We start from the raw sequence: 22,274 nt of genomic DNA on the forward strand, positions 1-22,274 counted from the left end.
TACGTATTCCCTTTTTGGCTAAAAGGGAATATGTTTATTTCTATATAAAATGACTATCTTACAATAACAACTAATTTTTTTTAAAGGATTTTATGAATTGGGGCAACTTCAACATCATTTTGTTTTAAGACTTCAACAATCTTCTTTGCTAACATTGGAGCCCCCGGGGTATCACCATGGATACAAATCGTATCCGCCTTGATTGCTGCATCCTTACCATCGAAAGTTATAACACGTTCCTCTTTTACCATTCGGACAACACGCTGGGCCAGAGCATCGTAATCACTGATTTCTGAGCCTTTCCTTGTTAATATAATCGAGCCGGTTTCAGTATGCTCGCGATCGGAATAGACCTCTCTTGCAACAGGAACCCCCATTTTGATTGCCTCTTCCATTACTTCTGATTGATTAAGGGCAAAGATAATCATTTCAGGATCAATGGCATGAATTGTTTCCAAAATTGCCCTGGCCAATTCCTTATCTTCGGCTGCCTTCATGAATAAAGCACCATGTGGTTTACAATGCTGGATTCTCACCTTTTCAGCAGTACAAAACTCCCTCAATGCTCCTACCTGGTACAAGACATAATCCTTAATTTCTGATGGGGTGCATGTCATATATCGCCGGCCAAAACCTAAAAGATCAGGGAACCCGGGGTGAGCACCAATGCCAACATCATATTTCTTTGCAAGCTCCACTGTTCTTCTCATCACATGAGGATCCCCTGCATGGAATCCGCAGGCAATATTGGCTGACGTAATATAAGGCATAATTTCCTCATCATTACCTATTTTATAAAGACCAAAGCTTTCCCCCATATCACAGTTCAAATCAACTTTAACCATCATTTCACCTCTTCCTAAAAAGCAAGATATTTTCATTCATTCATAGAGTTCCTATTCGTGCATTAGTTTTTTAGCAATTCAGTGTTTTGAGTAATAAATTGTGTTGTATAATTGCCGCGTTTAAATTGGTCGTTCTTCATAATTTGTTCAAGGAGCGGAAGATTTGTCTTAATTCCTTGAACCTCCATTCCTTCAAGTGTTTTTTGCATTTTTTCAATAGCTTGTTCACGAGAGATGCCATGAACAATAATTTTTCCAATCATCGGGTCATAAAACGGAGTGACCTTGCTGCCGCTTTGAAAGCCAAAGTCATATCTTGTATCCTCATGTAATTCAAGTTTGGTAATCACTCCAGGGCTTGGGAAGAAAGTAACTGGATCCTCTGCATAAAGACGGCATTCAATCGCATGACCTGTTTTTGAAATTTCTTCTTGTTTAAAAGAAAGAGCTTCTTTCGCAGCAATCTTTAATTGCAGCTCTACTAAATCTAACCCTGTGATTTCTTCTGTTACGGGATGTTCCACCTGAAGGCGGGTGTTCATTTCTAGAAAGTAAAAGTTCTTATGTTCATCAAAAATAAATTCCATTGTACCGACATTCGTATACCCAATTTGTTTAACACCGCGAACTGCTGCTTCCAATAGCTGCATTCTAAGTTCTTCGTCTAAATATGGGGATGGGCTTTCCTCGATCACTTTTTGATTCCGCCTCTGAATCGAACATTCCCGTTCATATAGATGCATCACATTCCCATGGGAATCGGCAACAACTTGTACTTCAATGTGACGAGGCTGGGAGATCCATTTTTCTAGAAAAACCGTGCCATCATTAAAATAAGAATTAGCCATTTGTCTGGTTTTATCAAAGACCTTTGCTAATTCTTCCTGGTTATGTACAAGCTGCATCCCGATACCACCGCCGCCGGCACTTGCTTTTAACATCAGCGGAAACCCAAGTTCACCAGCAATTTTGATGGCTTCCTCAATAGAATCAATGCTTTGATCTGTTCCCGGTACAACCGGAACCCCTGCTTTTTGCATTTGAATCCGAGACTCAAGTTTGCTGCCCATAAGGCCGATTGTTTCTGCTGAAGGACCGATAAAAACAATATTTTCCTCTTCACAGCGTTTAACAAATTCAGGATTTTCAGATAAAAAACCATAACCTGGGTGAATAGCATCAGCATTTGTTTCTTTTGCTGCCTGGATTACTTTTTCTATATTTAGATAACTTTTTTTCGCTTGTGCCGGTCCAATGCAAACGGCCTCTGCTGCCTCACTTACATGTAATGACTCAGCATCTGCTTCAGAATAAACTGCTACTGTCTCAATGCCAAGTTTGTCACAAGTGCGGATAATTCTTCTGGCAATTTCCCCTCTGTTTGCAATCAGCACTTTTTTAAAATAGGCCATCTGTGCAATCTCCCTTCTTCTCCAAAAATAACCACTACAAAAATTATTGTTCTATAATGACAGCAACTTCTTGTCCAGCATCAATAAGGTCTTCATTCTCCACAAAGTATTGTGCAAGAACGCCATCATTCTCCGCTTTAATCTCGTAAAAGCTTTTCATTACTTCGACAAGTCCAATCACGTCTCCCGCCTTGACATTGCCGCCTTCTTTTACATATTCCTCTTTATCTGGTGCTGGTTTCCGATAAAACACACCCGGAATTGGTGATAAAACTGATTTTTGATTAGCCATTTTGTACTCCCCCTGCTTGTCTGATTATTTGCTCTTTTATTTGTTGGATTTTGTTTTGGTACTCTTTCCGAATTTCAAGTGCTTCATTGATATCAACCGCGACAAAGCGGACTTTATCATTCGTTTTGATTTGTGCCATCTTATCTAAATCAGTGCTGATAATCGTACAAATTGTGGCATACCCGCCTCCTGTTACCGCATCATTTAATAAAGCAATCGGCTCGACTCCATCAGGGACTTGTATCGAACCAATCGGATAGCCTAAATCCACAACATTTGAAGGATTACTCCCGGCGCCAAATGGCTGTTCACGCTCCACAAAGTTTAAGCGTTCGCCCTTAAAACGATACCCAACCCGATTTGCCTCTGGTGTGACTGTCCAATCAATTGAAAAGAACCTTTCTTTACTTTCTTCTGTTAGGCGATAACTACATAATCCAACAATAACCCGTACTTCGTGATGTTTTGAAAATGTTGGAATGAGGTGATCACTAATACGTGTTCCAACCGCAATGTCTGTTTCATTCTCCGTGCCGATTTTTAGCACATCTCCTGCTTGAAGCGGGCGGCCTTCATACCCGCCGATGCCGCATAAAGTGTAAGTAGCACGGGAATCCATTACAAGCGGTACATCAATTCCGCCGGCAACCGCAAGATAAACACGGGCACCCTGTTTAATAAAATCAAATGACAAAACATCTCCTGTTTTCACTTGCAGTGTTTCCCACATACCCACAGGTCTGTCATTGATTTTTGGCTGCATCACACCTCCAGTAACGGCGATGACTGCATCTTGTTGGAACTCAAGCACTGGTCCCATATAAGTAATCTCCAAAACTGCTGCATTCTCTTTATTGCCAACAAGCAGATTGCCAGCTATGTAGGAATACTTATCCATTACTCCTGATGGCGGCATCCCTACTTCGTAATAGCCAATTCTTCCGAAATCCTGTACAGTGGTTTGCAGACCAGGACTGTTGACTTTAATCATGCATACAACCTCCTTAATACCGACTCTGAGAACGCCTTCGGATTTTCAAGTACATCTTGTGGTTTAAACGTAATATCCTTCGTTAAATAACGGAATTCGCCGTTTTCCACCTGTTTTCGAATATCCTCATATTCGTCCATTGAAATGCTTCGATAACGGAAAACATCTCCCTGTCTCGGGAAGGTCATCGATTCTTTGAAATCATACAACCGCTGCTCTTTTTCAAAAATTGGCGCTGCAGCTGTTCCAAATAGTTGGTAACCGCCTGCACCTTGCACTGGGTAGATTACCGCAAATGCTCCACCAAAGCCAAAAGCTCTTTCTGGCGTAAAGGTTCTTGGGCGAACATATTTTGGGGCTTCAATTTGCTGTTCGTTTGGCACCATTTGATAACACCATGGTAATCCAGGCACAAACCCAATCATCGAAACCAGATAAGGACTGTCTGTAATCGCTTTAATCAACTCTTCCTTTGACTGAAAGCCATTCGTACGTGCTACATATTCAAGATCAGTCGATGATGGATCTTGATGTCGGTCGCGGAAACGCATTAATGCTTCATGTGTCCAGGGATCCTCAAATAAAATCGGTACATCAACAGCACGAGCGGTAATTTCAAAATTCTCTAACGAAACCTCTTCCTCAAGCTCTTTCAATTTTGCAATTAATGTATCAGGATGGATTACTTCAGGATTAAATCGAACCATATAGGAAGCATTGGAAGGACAAATATCTAAGATTCCTGGAACCTTTTCTTCTCTTAATGTCCTTGTAATGGCCATCGCCTGAAAATTAATCTCCAGACTCATCGCCTCAGATAATTCAACAAAAATAAATTCGTCACCGCCATATTCATAACGACTCAACAACCGTCACCTCGCAAAAAATATTTACACTATTGAGTATTGCAAATTTCATGCCAAGTTGTAATTTGCCGATTTATCAGACTATTCACGTGACTTGAAAGCTCATTCGCCTTTATTTCTTTCAAAAATGAAATTTACTCTTTCGTTTTTGAAAGATTAAATTCACTTTGATAGCCATAACCTCTTGAAGGGGCTAGACATTTTTCAAAGTAACAATATATAAATTCTGATAATATAAAGAAAAGGCCCAGTTTCAAATTTGAAACTGAGCCTTTTTCGTGAAATAGAATATGATTTATTAATAAACAAAGCTTCCTGAATGCATTTCTTTAACGGTCGTTTCCGGAGTTACCTGTACTCTCCAGCCAAATGGATCAGGTTTTGTTCCATTTTGAATTCCAGTTAAGGTATCATATAATTCCTGTGAAACTTTTCCGATTTCACCATTATTGACAACAAGTTTTTCATCGTTCCAGTAAAGTTCGCCAATTGGTGAAATGACAGCAGCTGTTCCTGTACCGAACGCTTCTTCTAATACACCATCTTTGTAGGCTTGATAAATTTCATCAATGGAAATCTTCCGTTCCGAAACAGGTACATTCATATGTTTTAACAGTTGAATAATCGAATCTCTTGTAATACCAGCTAGAATACTGCCATTTAATGCAGGGGTTACAACTTCACCATTAATTTTAAAGAAGATATTCATGCTTCCTACTTCTTCAATATATTTATTTTCTCTCCCATCTAACCACAATACTTGAGAGTAGCCAACTTTCTCAGAAATTTCCTGTGCTTTTAGACTGCTGGCATAGTTACCACCTGTTTTAGCTTCACCGGTTCCACCGACAACTGTCCGTACATACTGCTTTTCTACTGCAATTTTTACCGGCTTAAGGCCTTCTTTATAGTAAGAACCTACTGGCGATAAAATAATAATGAATTGATAGTTTTCAGAAGGTGCTACCCCTAAATGCGGTTCAGTTGAAATGATGAACGGACGAATATAAAGGGAAGTTCCTTCAGCCTGCGGAATCCAATCTTTATCAACTAAAATCAACTGCTTTAAAGCTTCTAAAGCCAGGTCCTCATCAATGTGAGGGATACATAACCGATCATTAGAATGATTCAACCTTTTGAAATTACGATCTGGTCTAAAAAGATAAATTTGATTATCTTTTGATAAATAGGCCTTTAATCCTTCAAATACAGTTTGTCCATAATGAAACACCATGGAGGAAGGGTCTAAGCTGAGCGGTTGGTATGGAATAATACGAGGGTCGTGCCAGCCCTTACCTTCTGTGTAATCCACTATAAACATATGGTCAGTAAAATTGCGACCAAATGCAAGGTGTTCAGGATCTGGCTTTGGCTTACGGTTCGTACTAAGGGTTGTCTTAATTTGTAATGCTGTCATTCTGTATTCCTCCTATGCTATACAACGTATTTCTATAGTAAATTACTGTTTAAACATAGAATACTCCCTTTGGGCAAAAAATGAAAGTTAAAATTCCGAATAATTTAAATGTTATTTTACATAAAACGTTTACAACCGCGGGAGACTCTCAGGTTAGCCTAAATTTAGTAAAATTAACCAAAGCAGCAAAGAACCCTACATCGGTATAGCTTTGTATTCCAGCTCATTATTGGACATTCTTTTTAAAAAAATATTTGTATTTAAGGTCTTTAAATTTTATATACTTTGGCAAGCTCCATTTAAAGCTCACTGACAGCATCCTTAATACCACAATGCCGATAAAAAGTATTGCTATTCCCAAAGGCCCAGGCAGCATAAATCTCTGATTGAAAGATCATTGGTTTTCTACTGGCCAAAATATCCCGAACTATTCCCCCGCCTGTTCCGGTTAAAGTTGCTGCAAGCGTTATCTTCCCAAAACAAGCAAATAGGCAGCACGGGCACCATGACAGCAAGCTGACTCACTTTTATTTTTTGAATTAAATGTACTTTTGTTTCTTCCAAAATTGCAGGGGATCAAAATCCGCTGAAGGTCAATCGTTTTTCCAGACTTACCTCTAACGGCAAATTTGAATTATTTCATCTTTGCGGGCTTCTAACATTCCTATTAATTACAATCCTCGCATAAATTTAATACTCTAATTGCGCAAATTCGAAACATTAGCGGTAACAAGTAAGCACTTCAGCTATTTTGCCAACCTTACAACCCTAATATTCTTTATTACATAAATAATATTCTTCATTTTTTTCATCGCTATTAAAACGGTGTCTTTTTCTCAATCATGCCTGCATTATAGAAAGATAAGCTGATGAAAACAGAGGCAGTATTGAAACCTTCCACATTCAAAACAGCTTGATTCATCCTTTACTGGAAATGGAAAAAGGCCCCAAAAGGGGTTAGCTGCCTTCAATTAAAATGAGCTGTGCCACATATTCCACATTTCTAGAGTGTATGTGGCAACAAATGGGTGCTGGTGTGTTTATCGACTTAGCTGTACACACTTTCCATTAGTCGGAGTCACAATGGGAAAATGAAAAGCATCGACAAAATTCACACTGTAATAACCATATTAAAGGACCTTGCCAGCCAAAGAATTAGCCAGCAATGCATCCTATAATAAATGCAAGGGATGAACGTTGATCCATTCTTTTTCATATTTACTATTTGAATATATCCCTAGGTGCCATCTGCACAGATATCATCACCATCTTTAATGAGGGCCGTTGCATTATCAATTCCTGCCACAGCCGGAATTCCGTATTCCCGATCCACAACTGCCCCATGTGGCATTATTCCCCTGACTTCCACCACAAATCCTTTTGCAGAATGAAAAAGCTTTGCCCATTCTAAGTCCGTAAATGGATGATATAAACAAGATAGTTTCTTCCTATTAAAAAACCGCCTCTTGATAGGCTTACCTTCACTAAGATGTTTTTCACTGCTTTTTAGCTGCTTCCATTTTGCCCTGGCGGATTGTTCGAGGTGCTCTGCTTTAGCCACACTGCGAATATGCCCTAATGTAAAAACAAGCAATGTCGGTGTTTCCTGCCATCTTGGATGGTAAATTTATTGTTTTCCAGACCCATCATCTTTCTATTTTATATTCTTGCAGGTTGACATCCTGTAAAATAACCCGCTGAAATTTCCTTGGACGCGGGAAAGGGGCAGTTGCATCAATTCCAGTCTTTGTTCCGATTCCGTTTATTGTCATCGGATTCAGTTCATGCCCTCTGGCGTTAGGGAGAAGGATTACTCCTTTGTCTGGATCATGACGTGTGGCAATGGCCCATTCCACATCCAGAGGATCATAAATGTTTACATCTTCGTCGACAACAGTCACACGACGCAGGGGAGGGAAAGCTGAAAATGTGGAGTAAATTGCCTCAATTTGGACGCCTTCTCTGCTTTTTTCGATTTGAACGACTGCATGATAAAAGCCACAGCCGCCATATGTTAAAAAAACACCTTTTACATCAGGTACCTGGCTTGAAACTTGGTGGAAGATGCTCGCTTCTGCCATTAATCCAACTGCATTGTATACTTCCCTTCCCGGCATAATCGCGTGAAAAATCGGTTTCTCCCGCCTGGTGACCGCCTTTACTTGAATGACCCATCTATTATCCTGTTCCGCGTAGTATCCTGTTACTTCTCCAAAAGGTCCTTCAAGCTCTCTTGTGTAAGGCAGGATTTCCCCTTCGATAATATATTGGGCGTCAGCAATTCCTTCTACCTCTACTTCTTGTGAGCGTAATAAACGCAAAGGCTCACCCAAAAGTTCACTTGCAACACCAAGTTCGTCCTGATCAAGGGAAGCGGCATTGCTTGGAGTAACAGCCGCAAAATGAACAGCTGGACCAACACCGTTATTGATGGTAACTTCTAACGGCACACCCATTTTTTCTGCCCGTTCATAATAGTCACGCAAATGGCGCCCCATATCCAACTGCATTGTCAACCGGTTTGGTCCTGCGACCATTAACCGCTGAATAGATGCATTTCTTACGCCTGTTTCAGGGTCCTTTGCAATGAGCACGCAGGAGTCCAAATAGGGACCGCCGTCTTTTAAAGCAAGCGTAGGGATTGGAATTTGTTTCAACATGTCTTCATTTTTATCTAGAATGACTTCGTTTGCAGGGCCACTCTCTACAACGATTGGATTGACAGGTCCTTTTTGCCAATTAGCCACTGAATCTGCCATAAAAAAAGGCAGGTTTTTTTCTTCCGTATTAAAAATCGCTGCAAGCACAGCCCTGTTCCAGTATAGGCCTGTGAATAATGGGGCTTTTGATTTGTGAGACAATGATTCAAAAAGTACAGCCTTCCCCCCATCAAATCGGCTCGCGACTCCTGCCATCTCATGCTTAACATTCACTATGCTTTTTACCGTAGTCAGCAGATTTTCCTCTCTTAAAAACTTTAGGATACCTTGCAAGTCTGCCAGGTTACGAGCTGCTAGATTAGCTGAAGTTTTCGTCTTATTCACAACATCTTTTAACTGCATTATGTACCCTCCTAAAATTCCATCAAATATACTGCAATACTAGAGAAATCACTCCTCACCCCACCGCTTAAATTCGCCTGTATCCAAGCCGAAAAGATCTAACACTCTTCCGACCGTTTGATCTACTATATCGTCAATTGTTTTTGGTCTTGTATAAAAGGCTGGTACAGGAGGAAAGATAATGCCGCCATTTTCCGTGACAGTCTGCATATTCTTAATATGCGTGAGGGAGAGAGGTGTTTCCCTAAGCATTAACACAAGCCTTTTTCTTTCCTTTAATACGACATCCGCAGCGCGGGTAATTAAATTATCTGTGATACTGTATGCGATTTGGGACATTGTTTTAATTGAACATGGGGCTATAATCATCCCCATTGTTTGATAGGAGCCGCTTGAGATCGCTGCACCAATATCTTTTACAGAATAATTCACATCTGCCAGATCCTTGAGTTCATGAATGGCCATGTCCGTTTCATATGCCAATGTCATTTGTGCTGACTGCGAAACTACTAGATGTGTTTCAATATCTAAACGTTTTAATTCTTCCAGTAATCTTACCCCATATATAATTCCAGTTGCTCCGGTAACCCCGATAATCATTCGCTGTCTTTTCATGGTCTTATTTCCCGCCTTATTTAAAAACTTCCATTTAAAATAAATAGTATCATATTTTATTAAATTAGTACGCGGCATTTTTCAACTCTTCTGAATTCTAGAGGTCTATAATCCTAATTCTGTAGATTTGTCTAACAAAGGTTATTTCCCTGCTTGCTTTGCTATTTAACTCTTTTTTGCTTCTTCAGTATTTCTATTATAATTGGTACACCCTTGCCAATTATCGTAAAAGGTGAGAATCATTTAACAAAACAGCTTCTCCAGCCAAAAGATGGAATTAGAATTAAATAAAATAGTAAATATTTAAAAATGTTATTACCATCCTTCTTACATATAAAAAAGCCCAGTCATTTTATAACAAGACTGGACCTTATTTTCATTTCTATTCCTTTTTTAAAACAAGCTTCGCAACGCATTCAACATGTACTGTATGCGGGAATAAATCAACTGGCTGAACAGCCTTTAAAGTATAGCCAAATGACTCAAGTTCCTTTATATCAGTTGCAAAGGTATCAGGATTGCATGATACATATACAATGCGTTCCGGTTTGGCACGCCCGATTTTCCTCATTACCTTCCCGCCTGCGCCAGATCTTGGAGGATCAAGAAGTAATAATTCCGGAACTCCGAAGCTTTCAAGTACCTCATCAATACCCTTCCTTGCATCCTTTGCTAGGAAGAATGTATTGTCAATTCCATTGTCTTTGGCATTGCGTTTCGCCGATTCAATTGATGTTTCGACGATTTCAATTCCAGCCAGTTTCCCGACTCTGCTGGCGAACGGAAGGGAAAATGTCCCTACACCACAGAATAGGTCAATCATTTTTTCCGTTTTTTTCGGCTGTCCCATTTCAACCGCCAAGTCAACCAATTTTTGTGCTTGTGTTGGATTGGTTTGGAAGAAGGTATCAAACCATAGACGGAAACGGTAGCCGCTCATTTCATCATAGATAAAATCCCGGCCGGACAAAATATGTGTCTCCTCTGATTGAGTACGGTCTGCCCAGGCTGTATTTTCAAGCCATAATAAGCTTTGTACTTGAGGGAACTTTTCCTCAATACGTTTTACTAAATCATCTGCTGCCTTTTTATATTGTGCATCTGGTGCCTCTGTTGCAAAAAGGGCCAGCATCATTTCTCCTGTTGCAAAAGATTGACGTACCATCAAATGGCGGAGAAGACCCTCATGAAGATCTTTGTTATAACCGGTTAATTGCTGGTTTTTTGCCCAATCAGCTACTTCCATTGCGGCCTCAACCATTTCTTTTCCGGCGATTAAACATGTTTCAAGTGAAATAATTTTTCGAAAGTTTCCTTGTTCATGCAAGCCAAGTGAACCGTCAGCTGCAAAGGTAAACTCCATTTTATTGCGATAGTTCCATGGCTCGTCCATTCCTATTGTATCCATTACAAGATTTGGATCAAATCCTTGAGACTCAATCGCCTGCTTTACATGATTCGTCTTATGTTTTAATTGCCCCTCATACTGCCAATGCTGCCATACACAGCCGCCGCATTTTTCGAAATGCGGGCATAATGGCACGATTCGTTCCGAATGGGCCTCCAGTATTTCTTCCGGGATAGCTTTTCTTCTTCTTCGGTCAGGCCTGTCAACTGTTACCCTTACTTTTTCACCAGGCAGGGTTTGCGGAATGGTCAATTTTAATTTTTTTCGGTTTCCTTGCTCGTTTTCCTGCCAAATCACAGCCTGGCCTGAACCTTTATCATCCAATCGGTGTATATCTGCAATCATTGTCTTTTCATTCATATTGTTCAAATTTCATACTCCTCTTTCATGAAAACTAAAGTCATTTATATAAAGGTCGAACATTTCTTCCACAATACAACACACATTATTTAAGTATAAAGGACAATTGCAAAAAATGAAATCCACCTATACCTAGCAGATATTAGCATTTCATGAAAGAATATAAAATAGTATGTATTAGCCATCCATCGAGATGCCGCCATCGACATCGCTGATTTCTCCAGTTACAAAACTAGACAAATCTGAACCATAAAATAAGATGACATTCGCAATTTCTCTGGGATCCGCCGCTCGTCCCATAGGGATCGATTCCAAAACTTTTTCTCTCTTTTCTTCTGTCATATTCATTGTCATGGGGGTATTAGTCAAGCTTGGACAAACGGCATTACAGGTGACACCGAATGGTGCTCCTTCCCTCGCGACTGCTTTCGTCAAGCCGATGACACCCGCCTTTGAAGCAGCATATGCACTTGTGCCCAGCAGCCCGCCTCCTCTTTTTGCCGCTACAGAAGCAATATTTACAATACGGCCATATCGGTTTTCTTTCATCGATGGATATAAGGTACTGATAGCAGCATATACCCCCGTTAGATTGATAGAAATGACCTTATCCCATTCTGCTTGTATTACCTCTTCAAATGGCATGGTGCTCACAATCCCCGCATTATTGATAAGAACATGGATTTGTCCATTGTCTTTAAGGATTTTCGTAAACATTGAACGGATTTCTTCGCTATCCCCCATGTTTACTTTGTACACTGAAACTCGATCTTTCCCCAGCTCTTCCCTGACCTTCACAGCAAGTTCAAGGTTTAAATCGACGATAATGGCATGTCCTCCCGCAGCAACAACACCTTCTGAAATGGCCTTTCCAATACCGCTTGCCCCGCCGGTGACGATCACATTCTTATTCCTAAAATCCATACCTGTCCCTCCAGTGACTGACAAAAATATTGAACTAATCTTTTTTTAGTTTACCATGAATTAATTTACCTTTTTGAATAATTGAAATTTTTTAATTAATATTTTCTCAATATCATAACAAAGCCATTTGAACAAAGTCCAAAATAAATAGAAAGGCCGCACCACTTTAGTAGAGGTAGTGCAGCCTTTCTTTTTACATGTATTAACTTACTTTTGTATTTGGTGTTAAGCTGCTGACTTTTCCGCGATTCTTCTTCTGTTTTGTTTTAGGCATCCCTTGACCCGGTGCCTTAATCACCATACCAATTAAGACGGAAATGATGCTTAAGACTGCAATTAATCAGCATTTCCAATGATGTGTACATTTAAATCCCTCTCATCATGTTCCAATATTCTATTGAAAGAGAATATAAACGGTAGATTTCTTAAAACTGCAAGACCTATTAATTATACTAATATATCTAATTTTGAGGACCTTCCCCAATTACAGGGGACTTTCTTTAAATATTACGATACTTAACTGGTCTTTCATCATTTTAAGGAAATAGTGTTTTATAGTCAAAATATAGTATTAAAAATTAAGATGGGGACTATCCGCACTTACGAATAGTCCCCGATGTATTCTGTATTTTTCTAGAAGTATTTTACTCCTTTATGAAACCTGTCCATTTAAAATTAGTTTGAATGTTACATCAGCCGCAAGTGAGGCTGAAACAACACAATATTTTTCCTTACCTAGATGAATTGCCCTCCAAACTTTTTTGGCCTCAATATTACCATCCACAATAAAAACAACTTCAATATCAGTAAGAGGTTTTGGAGGTTCTTCACCCCGTTTGCCATTTACTTCAATACGAATATTTGTAATTTGGTCTAAGTAAGGTTTTAATATCATGGTCACATCAATACCAATACACCCTGCTAAAGCACTAAGCAGCATTTCTAATGGAGTATTGCCCTTTCCTTCCCCGCCATATTGTTCATTTGTATCCATCTTAATTGGAAAACCAGATGGTACCTCTGCAGTAAATGATCTTTTTCCATTCCAATTAGCTGTAATCTGCATGAATTATTCTCCTTTTTGTTGGTTAAATAGATGACATGCAACCTGATGATTCTCAGAAATTGAGGTCCATTCCGGAACCACTTTGCTGCATTCTGGTTTTCTCAAAGGGCATCGTGTATGGAATGGGCAGCCCGCCGGCGGATTACGAGGACTTGGAATTTCTCCAGACAATACAATTCTTTCCTTTCGATTATTCGCGTTAATTTCAGGAATCGCCGAAAGTAATGCTTTTGTATATGGATGCTTTGGATCTTGAAAAAGTTCCTCAGTTTTGGCAATCTCAATCATTTTCCCTAGATACATTACACCAACGCGGTCGCTGATATAACGGACAACGGATAAATCATGTGAAACAAATAAATACGTTAATGACAATTGCTTCTGAAGCTGCTTCAATAGATTGAGAATTTGCGCTTGAATCGATACATCCAATGCGGATACCGGTTCATCTAAAACAATAAATCTAGGCTCCGATATTAATGCACGTGCTATCACGACACGCTGCCTTTGACCTCCGGATAATTCATGAGGAAAACGCTTTGCATGTTCCGGGTTAAGACCTACGACCGACAATACATGTTCTACCCTCTGTTTCATTTCCTGTTGAGAAAGACTCTTCATATGTGTTCTAAGCGGTTCCTCTAAAGAGCGCTGAATGGTCCATTTAGGATCGAGAGAACCATAGGGATCCTGGAATACAATTTGCATATTTGTACGAAGCTGCCGCATCTTTTTCTCATCTGCATGGGTTATGTCTTCACCATCAAATATAATAGTACCATCTGTCGGTTCAATGAGTTTCAATATCGTTTTACTTAATGTTGTTTTTCCTGAACCTGATTCTCCGACAACCGAAAATGTCTCGCCTTGCTCAATGGATAATGTCACACCATCTAAAGACTTAATCAGACCTTTTTGACTGCCTAATATCCCTTTTTTATAGGTATAATGTTTTTTTAAATCCTTAATTTGCAATAACATCAGTCTGTTTCCCCTCTATAAAGATGACATTTACAAGCAATACCCTCTTTTAACTCTATCATCTCAGGTTCTTCCAATTCACAAATTTCCATTTTCATAGGACAGCGTGGAGCAAACCGGCAGCCTTTTGGAAACTGATTGGGGGCAGGAACTTGGCCTTTAATGGTATAAAGTTCCTCAGAGGGATTGACAAACTGCGGTATTGATTTAAGTAGTCCTTGAGTATACGGATGTCTTGGGTTATTGAAAATTGTACTAACTTTTCCTTGCTCTACAATCTGTCCTGCATACATCACACAAACGCGGTCACATAATTCAGCCACAACACCAAAATCATGAGTAATTAAAATAATCGACATGCCGCGTTCTCTTTGGATTTTTTTCAGCAATTCCAGCACCTGCGCTTGAATGGTCACATCCAAAGCAGTTGTCGGCTCATCGGCAATTAAAACCTCCGGATCTCCTGCAATAGCCATCGCAATCATAATACGCTGTCTCATTCCACCTGAAAGCTGGTGTGGATAAGAGTTTACAATTTGCTCTGGCGCCGAAATGCCAACTTCTCTTAGCAAGTTAATTACCTCGGCTTTTGCTTCTTTTTTACTTTTTTTTCTATGCTGTAAAATCATTTCGGAAATTTGGCTTCCAATTTTAAAAACTGGATTTAATGCAGTCATTGGCTCCTGAAAAATCATAGAAATCTTACTGCCGCGGATTTTACGAAACTCTGAATCTGATAGCTTTACTATGCTTTGCCCTTTTAATTGAATATCTCCATCCGAAATTTCCGCTAAATCTTTTGGCAATAATCGCATGATGGATGAGGCTGTAACGCTTTTGCCGCTGCCCGACTCTCCTACAATTCCTAATGTTTCTCCCGCTTCAAGTGTTAAATTAACATTTTCTATGACTCTAACAGGCCCTGTTGGCGATGAAAACTCGATAGCCAGCTGTTTAATAGTTAATAAATTTGTCATCATTACCCTCCTGCTATAAGGATAAAAAGCAAAGGTGCCAGGCACCACGATACATGACTGATGCCGGACACCTCGCGGGAAAACCCCTTTGGCTGATTCATTATTTATAAAGAGACACAAAACGGATTATTTCATCCGGATAGAAGATATATCCTTTTACATCTTTATTAAATCCAGCAATTAAATTGCTTTCATATAGATATGCCCATGGAGCATCAGCCGTAACTTTTTGCTGCACTTGTTGATAAATTGCTGTACGTTTTGCTTCATCCTGCTCATTCATTGCTTGTGCTAATAAACTATCTACCTCTTTACTGTTATATGCTGCATAGTTTGAAGCACCATCACTTGCTAATAAAAAGCCATAATGATATGCAGGGTCATTAACTAATGATGTATATTTACCCAGGAATGCTGCTGCCTTTTTGCCGTTGATTGTTTCGCTGTATTGTGCAGGTGCAAGCAATTTGATATTCATTTTAACACCGATTTTTTCAAGTTCAGATTTTAGTATTACAGCAATATCTTCATAATCTTGGGTTGCAGAGCTTACGGTTAAATCAAATTCAAAACCGTTTGGATAACCTGCTTCTGACAATAATGACTTCGCTTTTTCTAAATCGTATTTGTAATTATAACCATTAGAAGTGTGGGCTGGTGATACATGCGATATTGAGCTTGTCATCTTAGCACCTTGACCATAAACAACATCATTAATGATTTTATCTTGATCGATAACATAGTTCATTGCCTGTCGGACTTTTACATCATTAAATGGTTTAAAGTTTGCATTCATTCCCATATACACGATTCTGTTTGTAGGTTGTGAACTGATAATCATATTGTCTTTAGCTGAAAGTTTTTTAACATCTTTTGCAGGAATATCCAATGCAACATCCACATCGCCATTTTCTAAAAACAACTCACGGTTTGATGCTTCTTTTACATACTTAATTTTGACTTTATCAGCCTTTGGAGCACCTTTCCAATAATTCTTATTTGCTGTAAAAACTGCTCCTGTTGCAGGGTCCCAGCTTTCCAACTTAAATGCACCAGAACCTGCGGAGTGTGTTGTTAGGTAATCGTCCGGATTGTTTTTCGCAACCGATGGATCCACAATGGAAAAAGTAAAAGTTGCTAAATACTTTAAGAATAAATGATTAGGCTTACTTAATGTAAATTTGACAGTTTTGTCGTCAATTTTTTCAACAGATTTAATATTTGATAGTTTATACAGGCTACCGCCTTCACCTTTTGTCTGAACACGTTCAAAAGAATATAAAACTGCATCTGCATTAACAGGTTTACCGCTTGTGAATTTTACATCATCACGCAGTTTAAATGTGTATTCTAATCCATCTTTTGAAATTTCCCATGATTCCGCTAAAGATGGTTTAATCAAATCAGTACGTCCTACTTTTTTTCCGTCCTTTTCTTCTGTACCGCTTGTAACAAGCTGATCATAAAGAGCGAATGCATAGGAAGCTGAAGTTAAATCCCCTGCTTCATGCGGGTCCATTGTTTGGCCTGAACCTTGTGAATAAGCAATTGTAATGGTATTATCACCCTTGCCCTCCTGGTTCGTTCCTTTTGTGTTTGAGTTTGCTTTTTGATTTGCATTTTCAGCACAAGCAGATAAAAGAAGACCTGCTGCCATAACAAAAAGCAATATAAAGATATTTGCCCTTCTTTTCATGTTAACTCTCCCCTGCTTTAATTTATTTTTTAATGATTGGCCATATGGATTAAACCAGTCAGACAATCCATCACCTAAAGAGATAAATCCTAAGATAACTGAAGCAATAGCTAAGCCTGGAAACGTAGTCATCCACCATTCCCCCGATACAATATAATCCCGGCCATATGAAATCATTGATCCCCATTCAGCTGTTGGCGGCTGTACTCCCAGTCCGATAAAACTTAAACTAGATGTCGTTAAAACAGCTGATCCTAAACTTAGTGATATTTGCACCAATAATGGTGCAATAGCGTTAGGAAAAACATGCCGGACTAATATTAATTGATGGGAAACACCAATTGCACGGCTAGCCTCGATGTATTCCTTTTCTTTAATAACTATGGCTTGCCCATACATTAAGCGGGCAAATTCCGGAACACTGACAACCGCAACCGCTATAAGGGCACCGGTTAAACCCGGCCCAATTGAAGCAGCAATCGCCATGGCTAAAATCAAGGATGGAAAAGCCAGCAGCATATCCATTATCCGCATAATTACATTCCCTAATTTACCGCCGAAATACCCAGCAACGGCACCTAATGAAATCCCTATGAAACTTGCAATACCTATAGCTGCAATTCCTGACAAAATCGTAACGCGGGCACCGTATATAATACGACTAAAAATATCCCTGCCGAAATTGTCCGTACCAAAAAGATACTCCCCATTTGGCGGAATTAACTTCGAAGCAGTATCAATTTTATTTGGATCATGCGGAGCGAGCCACGGCGCAAGAATAGCGAGTACTAACCATATTCCAACAATTACAACCCCTACAAAAGACATAAGCTTTCGCAATGCTTGTTTTCGTTTATTCATATCGAACCCTCGGATCTAACACACCATATAGCACATCGACAAATAAATTGATAAATGCATATAATACGGCACTTATTAGTGTCATTGCCTGAATTGGCGCATAATCGGATACTAATATAGAATCCGTTACATAGCTGCCAATACCCGGCCAAACGAAAATAGATTCTGTTATAACCGAACCACCAAGTAAATAGCCGAATTGCAGACCAATAACGGTGAGTGTTGGAATAAACGAATTAATAAGACCATGCTTGCAAATAACGACAAATTCTCTAATGCCTTTTGAACGGGCTGTCCGAATGAAATCCTGTTTCAATACCTCCAGCATACTAGCGCGTACCATTTTTGTAATGATAGCCATTGTTCCCAGGCTCAAACAAAATGCAGGCATAGCAAGATGCAGCAAGCTGTCCTTTAGGGCAACCATATCCCCGCTCAACAAGCTGTCAACTATGTATAATCCTGTAATTTGGGTTGGCGGTAAAATATCTTCGCTAATTCGCCCTGATGGCGCTGGCAGCCAGTTTAAGTTGGCATAAAACAGCATAATCAATAGTAAACCCAGCCAAAAAATCGGCATTGCAGTTCCAAAAAAAGCTAGTGCTCTAGCAACATAATCAAATATTGAATTTTTAAAAGCAGCAGCTAAAATACCCAATGGAATAGCAATAATAATGGCAAGGATGATACTGACTAGAGTAAGCTCCAGCGTTGCCGGGAATCGTGAAGCAAAATCCTCAATAACTGGATGACCAGTATGCCAGGCAAATCCTAAATTCCCGCTGGCTAATTGCTTCACATACTCCCAGAGTTGAACATAGATTGGCTGGTCAAGTCCATATTCCGCACGTACTTTATCCACATACTCAGGAAGTGCCTGCTCCCCCGCAATCATTAAGGCTGGATCACCAGGCAAAATCCTAGTCAAAATAAATGTAATGAAGGCAATTCCAAAAAAGGTTGGAATCATCATTCTAATTCTTCTAAGAATGTATAATAACAAATAGACACAACCTCCTTACATTGTTGTGATCAAGCTATTCGGCAAATAAGCCGAAAAACTCAAATTTTACCATTTTCTCCGCAAGTTCTTCAGGCGTGTGATTTAATAAAGTTGAATGCTCATCTACCGGTCCAAATAACCATCTTGCTATTGTTCCTTCGATTAGGCTCATTAAGAAAGCTGTACACATATGTACATCCATCATACTTGGCAGCATACCAAGTGCGATAGCGCTCTTGATATTATCGTAAAAAGCGGACTCCATATCCAACCTTGCTTGATGACAAGCTTTTTGCAGGCTCTCATCTTCACTATTTCCTACTAATAGTAGTTTCATAAAATAAGGATTTTCCTTTGAAAACACTAAAATATCAAACAATAAGCGTTTAGATCCCGCAACCATTTCTCCCGAAGTGCCAAGGCTTGTTCGATATCCTTTATGAATGACCTTTAAGAGCTGTTCCTTTCCAGACTTAACAATTTCGAGAGCCACCGCCTGTTTGCTCTTAAAATACCAATAAAAAGTCCCCTGAGAAACACCTGCTTCAGCAACAATATCCGATATTTTGGTTTTATGATAACCATTCTTTGCAAACAGTTCTTGTGCTACCAATAGCAGTTGTTCTCTTCTTAAATCATACCTATTTTCATTTCTGTTTGATATTATTCCCATCCCCTTTACTTAACTGATTAATCAGTCTAGTAATACATTATTATCTTATTGACTTACTCGGAATTTGTCAAACATTTTTATCAAAAATGATAAATATAGCAGCAGTGCTTCCACTTACCAATATGAAAATAGAGATTTATTACCTCCCACCCATTTTCTTCCTTATTTATGTTACGATATAAGAAACTAGATTATCGTGAAGGTGATAAAATGGAGGATGTATTAGAGATTGTTGTCCGTTCTACAGAAATTGATGTAAATGGACATGTTAACAATGCAAAATATTTGGAGTACCTTGAGTGGGGCCGGGAAAATTGGTATGAAAAAGCCGGCCTCTACTATGACAAATTTCTTCAAATGGGAATCCAAACGGTCACAGTAAATATCAATATTAATTATCGTAAAGAATGCAGACAGAACGACAGACTTACGATAAAAACACGGCCGGAAAAGGTTGGAAAAAGCAGTTTTGTCCTTTTGCAGGAAATCTATAATCAACATGGTGAAAAATGTGCTGATGCACTTGTAACTAGTGTGACAATGGATGCTGAGACAAGAAAAAGCCGTGAAGTTCCTAATGAATTACGAAAATTATTCCATTAAGCAGTCATGTAAAGCCAAACCGAAGTATATGTTTTCTTTTCAAAGCGACATTCCTGAATTGACAATAAAAAAGCCGGCTCTTCAACATGGTTGGTCTTAAGGACCTTCCACATAAAAGAGCCAGCTTTTTTTGCATCATTATCTAATTAACTTATGACGCCAAATAATCTTTTTCCGATTTATTCTCAGCTTGACATTTACTGTAATATTTCCCTTTTGTTAAAACAGCAAAAATAACGGTGAGAATAGAAGCTAAAATCGCGGCAAAAAAAGCAGCCGTACTTTGTAAGAACGTGCCCATGTATCCTAATGCAGCAATCGTGCCTAAAACACTTGCTGTAATTAATGGAATAACCCCAACAGGATTCCATTTATACAAATTCTCCTGTCTAGCCTCATAAAACCCCGGACCTATCTTCAATATTTTTTTCACCACTAAAGAGTCAGTGACTAAAATTGCAGCCCATGTCAACAGGAATACCCCTTGGAATGTCATGGCAGAATCTAAATGGTCCAGAATACCGCCCAACATCAAGGCCATAGAAATGACTCCTGCTACAACAATCCAAAATCGACGGCCAGGTTTAAACTTAAAAACATTCTCAAAAAAGTTAGAAAGTGAAAGTGATGCACTATAGATATTGGTAATATTGATCCTCAGCTGAGTCAATAAAGTAAATAGTGCTCCGCCCAACCCAAGGAGTGATACGATATATACACCCGGATTAGACTCTCCTAAACGAATGCCAAACCAAATTCCGAGGCCGCCCATCACCCCAAAGCAGAACACCTGCGGCACAAATCCAATCATCACTGACCCCAATTTAATATCTTTTGGTTTAAGGAAGCGGGCATAATCTGATGCAAGAAGAGCGGTTAACCCCATTATACCGTGCTGCATCCCGATACATAAAAGCAATGCCGTTCCACCAGCTTGAACTCCCTCAGGCATAAATGCCCAGAAATTTCCATCATAAACTGAAGTTCTGTTAAACGCTACTACAATCGTTGTAATTAAAAAGACACCGAATATTGGTAATGACCATTTTTGTAATTTATCCAGCTGTTTGATTCCAAACCAGTTTAAAGGGATAACAGCTGAACCAAAGATGATAATTAAAAGCCATACCGGGATTGAGGGGAGAAATTCATGTACAGCTGCAACTAATATCATCCCTTCAAATGCACAATACATGATAAAATTCGACGCATAAATAAACGAGGTTAACGAGGCACCGATGTATCCAAATCCACCTCTGGACAATAAATTGACATTCATACCAGATTTAGCGGATAAATAGGCGATGATTGTCCCAAGTATTCCAGCCACAATGATCGCATAAATAGCCGAAATAATGGCGTTAACAGCCCCAAATTGAAGTGCCATTACACTTCCCATTTGAAAGTAAAAAATTGCTGTTGCAATTCCAAAAGTTATGTTTGTAATACTAAACCAGCCCATATTCCTCTTTTCTACAGGCACTCTGTCAAATGAATAATCATCTTTCATTTCTTCTTTTGCTTTAGGATCTGTTTTCTGATCCGTTCTCATTTTACCATCCCTTTCTTTGTTCAATATTTCACAAATAGTTATATCTATAAAAATGATCAAAAGTTAACAATTCGTGATACTGCATACCAAAATACTAAGAAGTTTTAAAAAGTAAGAGGCCGCCATGTCCTCAACAACAAAGATTAAAAAAACCAATAACTCTAAATGCCCAATAAATCGGAAATGACGTGTCCCTATTAGACTGAACCAATATAGGATATCGTAAAAATGATTCATAAGGAGTGGGATAGAATCATTCGATCGTTACAATCAGATCTAAGAATAGCTTTTAAGTTTTAAGATGGAGGAAACTGTCAATTTCATCAGCTAGTGTAAGCTTGGGGATAGTTCAATCTAAAAAAAGAAAAGTTAAGAGGGATAAATGTGTTTTTCTTTAAAACAATAAAAAATGAGTGCAGAATCAAGCAAATTAGCTGCTCTCGGCTGAACTCATTCCCAATTTAACATTTAGTGTTGTTTAAGCCTGCATGGTGGTTTCCAAAAAAAGTTCATTGTTTTGGGATGAGCAAAGAAAATCCTTATTATTCCAAAGTATGGTTAGCAGAATAATAAAAATTTCAACTTTTAAAACCACTCATTATTATGTAAACAGTATAACACATTCAGTTTACATAATCAAATTGTTCAAGAAACTTTCAAAGTATGTACT

At 39.0% G+C, this 22,274-nt stretch carries 20 protein-coding genes; 1 reads left to right on the forward strand and 19 read right to left on the reverse strand.

What is annotated here, in order from left to right:
- Nucleotides 1-80 precede the first annotated feature (80 nt).
- The 18 genes from M3183_RS11195 to M3183_RS11280 all read right to left on the reverse strand — a co-directional run bounded on the left by M3183_RS11195 (nt 81) and on the right by M3183_RS11280 (nt 19,449).
- On the reverse strand, nt 81-845 hold the full coding sequence (locus tag M3183_RS11195) for a LamB/YcsF family protein (protein WP_251469630.1): 765 nt from the start codon (nt 843-845) through the stop codon (nt 81-83).
- Between the two features lie 62 nt (nt 846-907).
- On the reverse strand, nt 908-2,257 hold the full coding sequence (locus M3183_RS11200; protein WP_251469558.1) for an acetyl-CoA carboxylase biotin carboxylase subunit: 1,350 nt from the start codon (nt 2,255-2,257) through the stop codon (nt 908-910).
- Between the two features lie 43 nt (nt 2,258-2,300).
- Nucleotides 2,301-2,549 carry an acetyl-CoA carboxylase gene (locus M3183_RS11205; RefSeq protein ID WP_251469560.1) on the reverse strand — a complete coding sequence of 83 codons (249 nt, stop codon included), beginning with the start codon at nt 2,547-2,549 and terminating at the stop codon, nt 2,301-2,303.
- Nucleotides 2,542-3,540, reverse strand: coding sequence for a 5-oxoprolinase subunit C family protein (locus M3183_RS11210; RefSeq protein ID WP_251469562.1), 999 nt, complete (start codon nt 3,538-3,540; stop codon nt 2,542-2,544). The genes M3183_RS11205 and M3183_RS11210 overlap by 8 nt, the downstream gene beginning before the upstream one ends.
- Entirely contained in the window at nt 3,537-4,406 is an 870-nt protein-coding gene (locus M3183_RS11215) for a 5-oxoprolinase subunit B family protein (protein ID WP_251469564.1), read from the reverse strand. The genes M3183_RS11210 and M3183_RS11215 overlap by 4 nt, the downstream gene beginning before the upstream one ends.
- A gap of 298 nt (nt 4,407-4,704) precedes the next feature.
- Entirely contained in the window at nt 4,705-5,823 is a 1,119-nt protein-coding gene (locus tag M3183_RS11220; protein ID WP_251469566.1) for a branched-chain amino acid aminotransferase, read from the reverse strand.
- Nucleotides 5,824-6,122: 299 nt separating this feature from the next.
- Nucleotides 6,123-6,338 carry a TRIC cation channel family protein gene (locus M3183_RS11225; RefSeq protein WP_311315364.1) on the reverse strand — a complete coding sequence of 72 codons (216 nt, stop codon included), beginning with the start codon at nt 6,336-6,338 and terminating at the stop codon, nt 6,123-6,125.
- A gap of 722 nt (nt 6,339-7,060) precedes the next feature.
- Nucleotides 7,061-7,417, reverse strand: coding sequence for a PEP-utilizing enzyme (locus tag M3183_RS27310; RefSeq protein ID WP_311315365.1), 357 nt, complete (start codon nt 7,415-7,417; stop codon nt 7,061-7,063).
- Nucleotides 7,418-7,469: 52 nt separating this feature from the next.
- Nucleotides 7,470-8,885 (reverse strand): UbiD family decarboxylase, encoded by a 1,416-nt coding sequence (locus tag M3183_RS11235; RefSeq protein WP_251469568.1) that lies wholly within the window; start codon nt 8,883-8,885, stop codon nt 7,470-7,472.
- A 48-nt stretch (nt 8,886-8,933) separates the two neighbouring features.
- Complete coding sequence (locus tag M3183_RS11240; RefSeq protein WP_251469570.1) at nt 8,934-9,500, reverse strand: UbiX family flavin prenyltransferase; 567 nt, start codon at nt 9,498-9,500, stop codon at nt 8,934-8,936.
- 382 nt (nt 9,501-9,882) lie between these two features.
- Nucleotides 9,883-11,268, reverse strand: coding sequence for a 23S rRNA (uracil(1939)-C(5))-methyltransferase RlmD (gene rlmD, locus M3183_RS11245; RefSeq protein WP_251469632.1), 1,386 nt, complete (start codon nt 11,266-11,268; stop codon nt 9,883-9,885).
- Nucleotides 11,269-11,445: 177 nt separating this feature from the next.
- Nucleotides 11,446-12,192 carry an SDR family NAD(P)-dependent oxidoreductase gene (locus tag M3183_RS11250; protein ID WP_251469572.1) on the reverse strand — a complete coding sequence of 249 codons (747 nt, stop codon included), beginning with the start codon at nt 12,190-12,192 and terminating at the stop codon, nt 11,446-11,448.
- A 652-nt stretch (nt 12,193-12,844) separates the two neighbouring features.
- On the reverse strand, nt 12,845-13,258 hold the full coding sequence (locus tag M3183_RS11255) for an OsmC family protein (RefSeq protein ID WP_251469574.1): 414 nt from the start codon (nt 13,256-13,258) through the stop codon (nt 12,845-12,847).
- Between the two features lie 3 nt (nt 13,259-13,261).
- Complete coding sequence (locus M3183_RS11260; RefSeq protein WP_251469576.1) at nt 13,262-14,239, reverse strand: ABC transporter ATP-binding protein; 978 nt, start codon at nt 14,237-14,239, stop codon at nt 13,262-13,264.
- A complete protein-coding gene (locus tag M3183_RS11265; RefSeq protein ID WP_251469579.1) occupies nt 14,239-15,216 on the reverse strand; it encodes an ABC transporter ATP-binding protein in 978 nt (325 codons plus the stop codon). The genes M3183_RS11260 and M3183_RS11265 overlap by 1 nt, the downstream gene beginning before the upstream one ends.
- 100 nt (nt 15,217-15,316) lie before the next feature.
- Nucleotides 15,317-17,773, reverse strand: a complete 2,457-nt coding sequence (locus tag M3183_RS11270; RefSeq protein WP_251469581.1) for an ABC transporter substrate-binding protein — start codon at nt 17,771-17,773, stop codon at nt 15,317-15,319.
- The gene (locus M3183_RS11275; protein ID WP_251469583.1) at nt 17,766-18,776 is read right to left on the reverse strand and encodes an ABC transporter permease; all 1,011 of its coding nucleotides are present in this window, start codon (nt 18,774-18,776) and stop codon (nt 17,766-17,768) included. Before M3183_RS11275 ends, M3183_RS11270 begins: the two co-directional genes overlap by 8 nt.
- 34 nt (nt 18,777-18,810) lie before the next feature.
- Nucleotides 18,811-19,449 carry a TetR/AcrR family transcriptional regulator gene (locus M3183_RS11280; protein ID WP_251469585.1) on the reverse strand — a complete coding sequence of 213 codons (639 nt, stop codon included), beginning with the start codon at nt 19,447-19,449 and terminating at the stop codon, nt 18,811-18,813.
- 210 nt (nt 19,450-19,659) lie between these two features.
- On the opposite strand from M3183_RS11280, the gene M3183_RS11285 reads away from it, so the two are divergent.
- Nucleotides 19,660-20,052 (forward strand): acyl-CoA thioesterase, encoded by a 393-nt coding sequence (locus tag M3183_RS11285; RefSeq protein WP_251469587.1) that lies wholly within the window; start codon nt 19,660-19,662, stop codon nt 20,050-20,052.
- A 151-nt stretch (nt 20,053-20,203) separates the two neighbouring features.
- Here the strand turns inward: M3183_RS11285 and M3183_RS11290 are convergent, their stop codons facing one another.
- Nucleotides 20,204-21,604, reverse strand: coding sequence for a purine-cytosine permease family protein (locus M3183_RS11290; RefSeq protein ID WP_251469590.1), 1,401 nt, complete (start codon nt 21,602-21,604; stop codon nt 20,204-20,206).
- Nucleotides 21,605-22,274 lie beyond the last annotated feature (670 nt).

Source organism: Neobacillus mesonae (assembly GCF_023715155.1).
Taxonomy (GTDB): domain Bacteria; phylum Bacillota; class Bacilli; order Bacillales; family Cytobacillaceae; genus Neobacillus; species Neobacillus mesonae_A.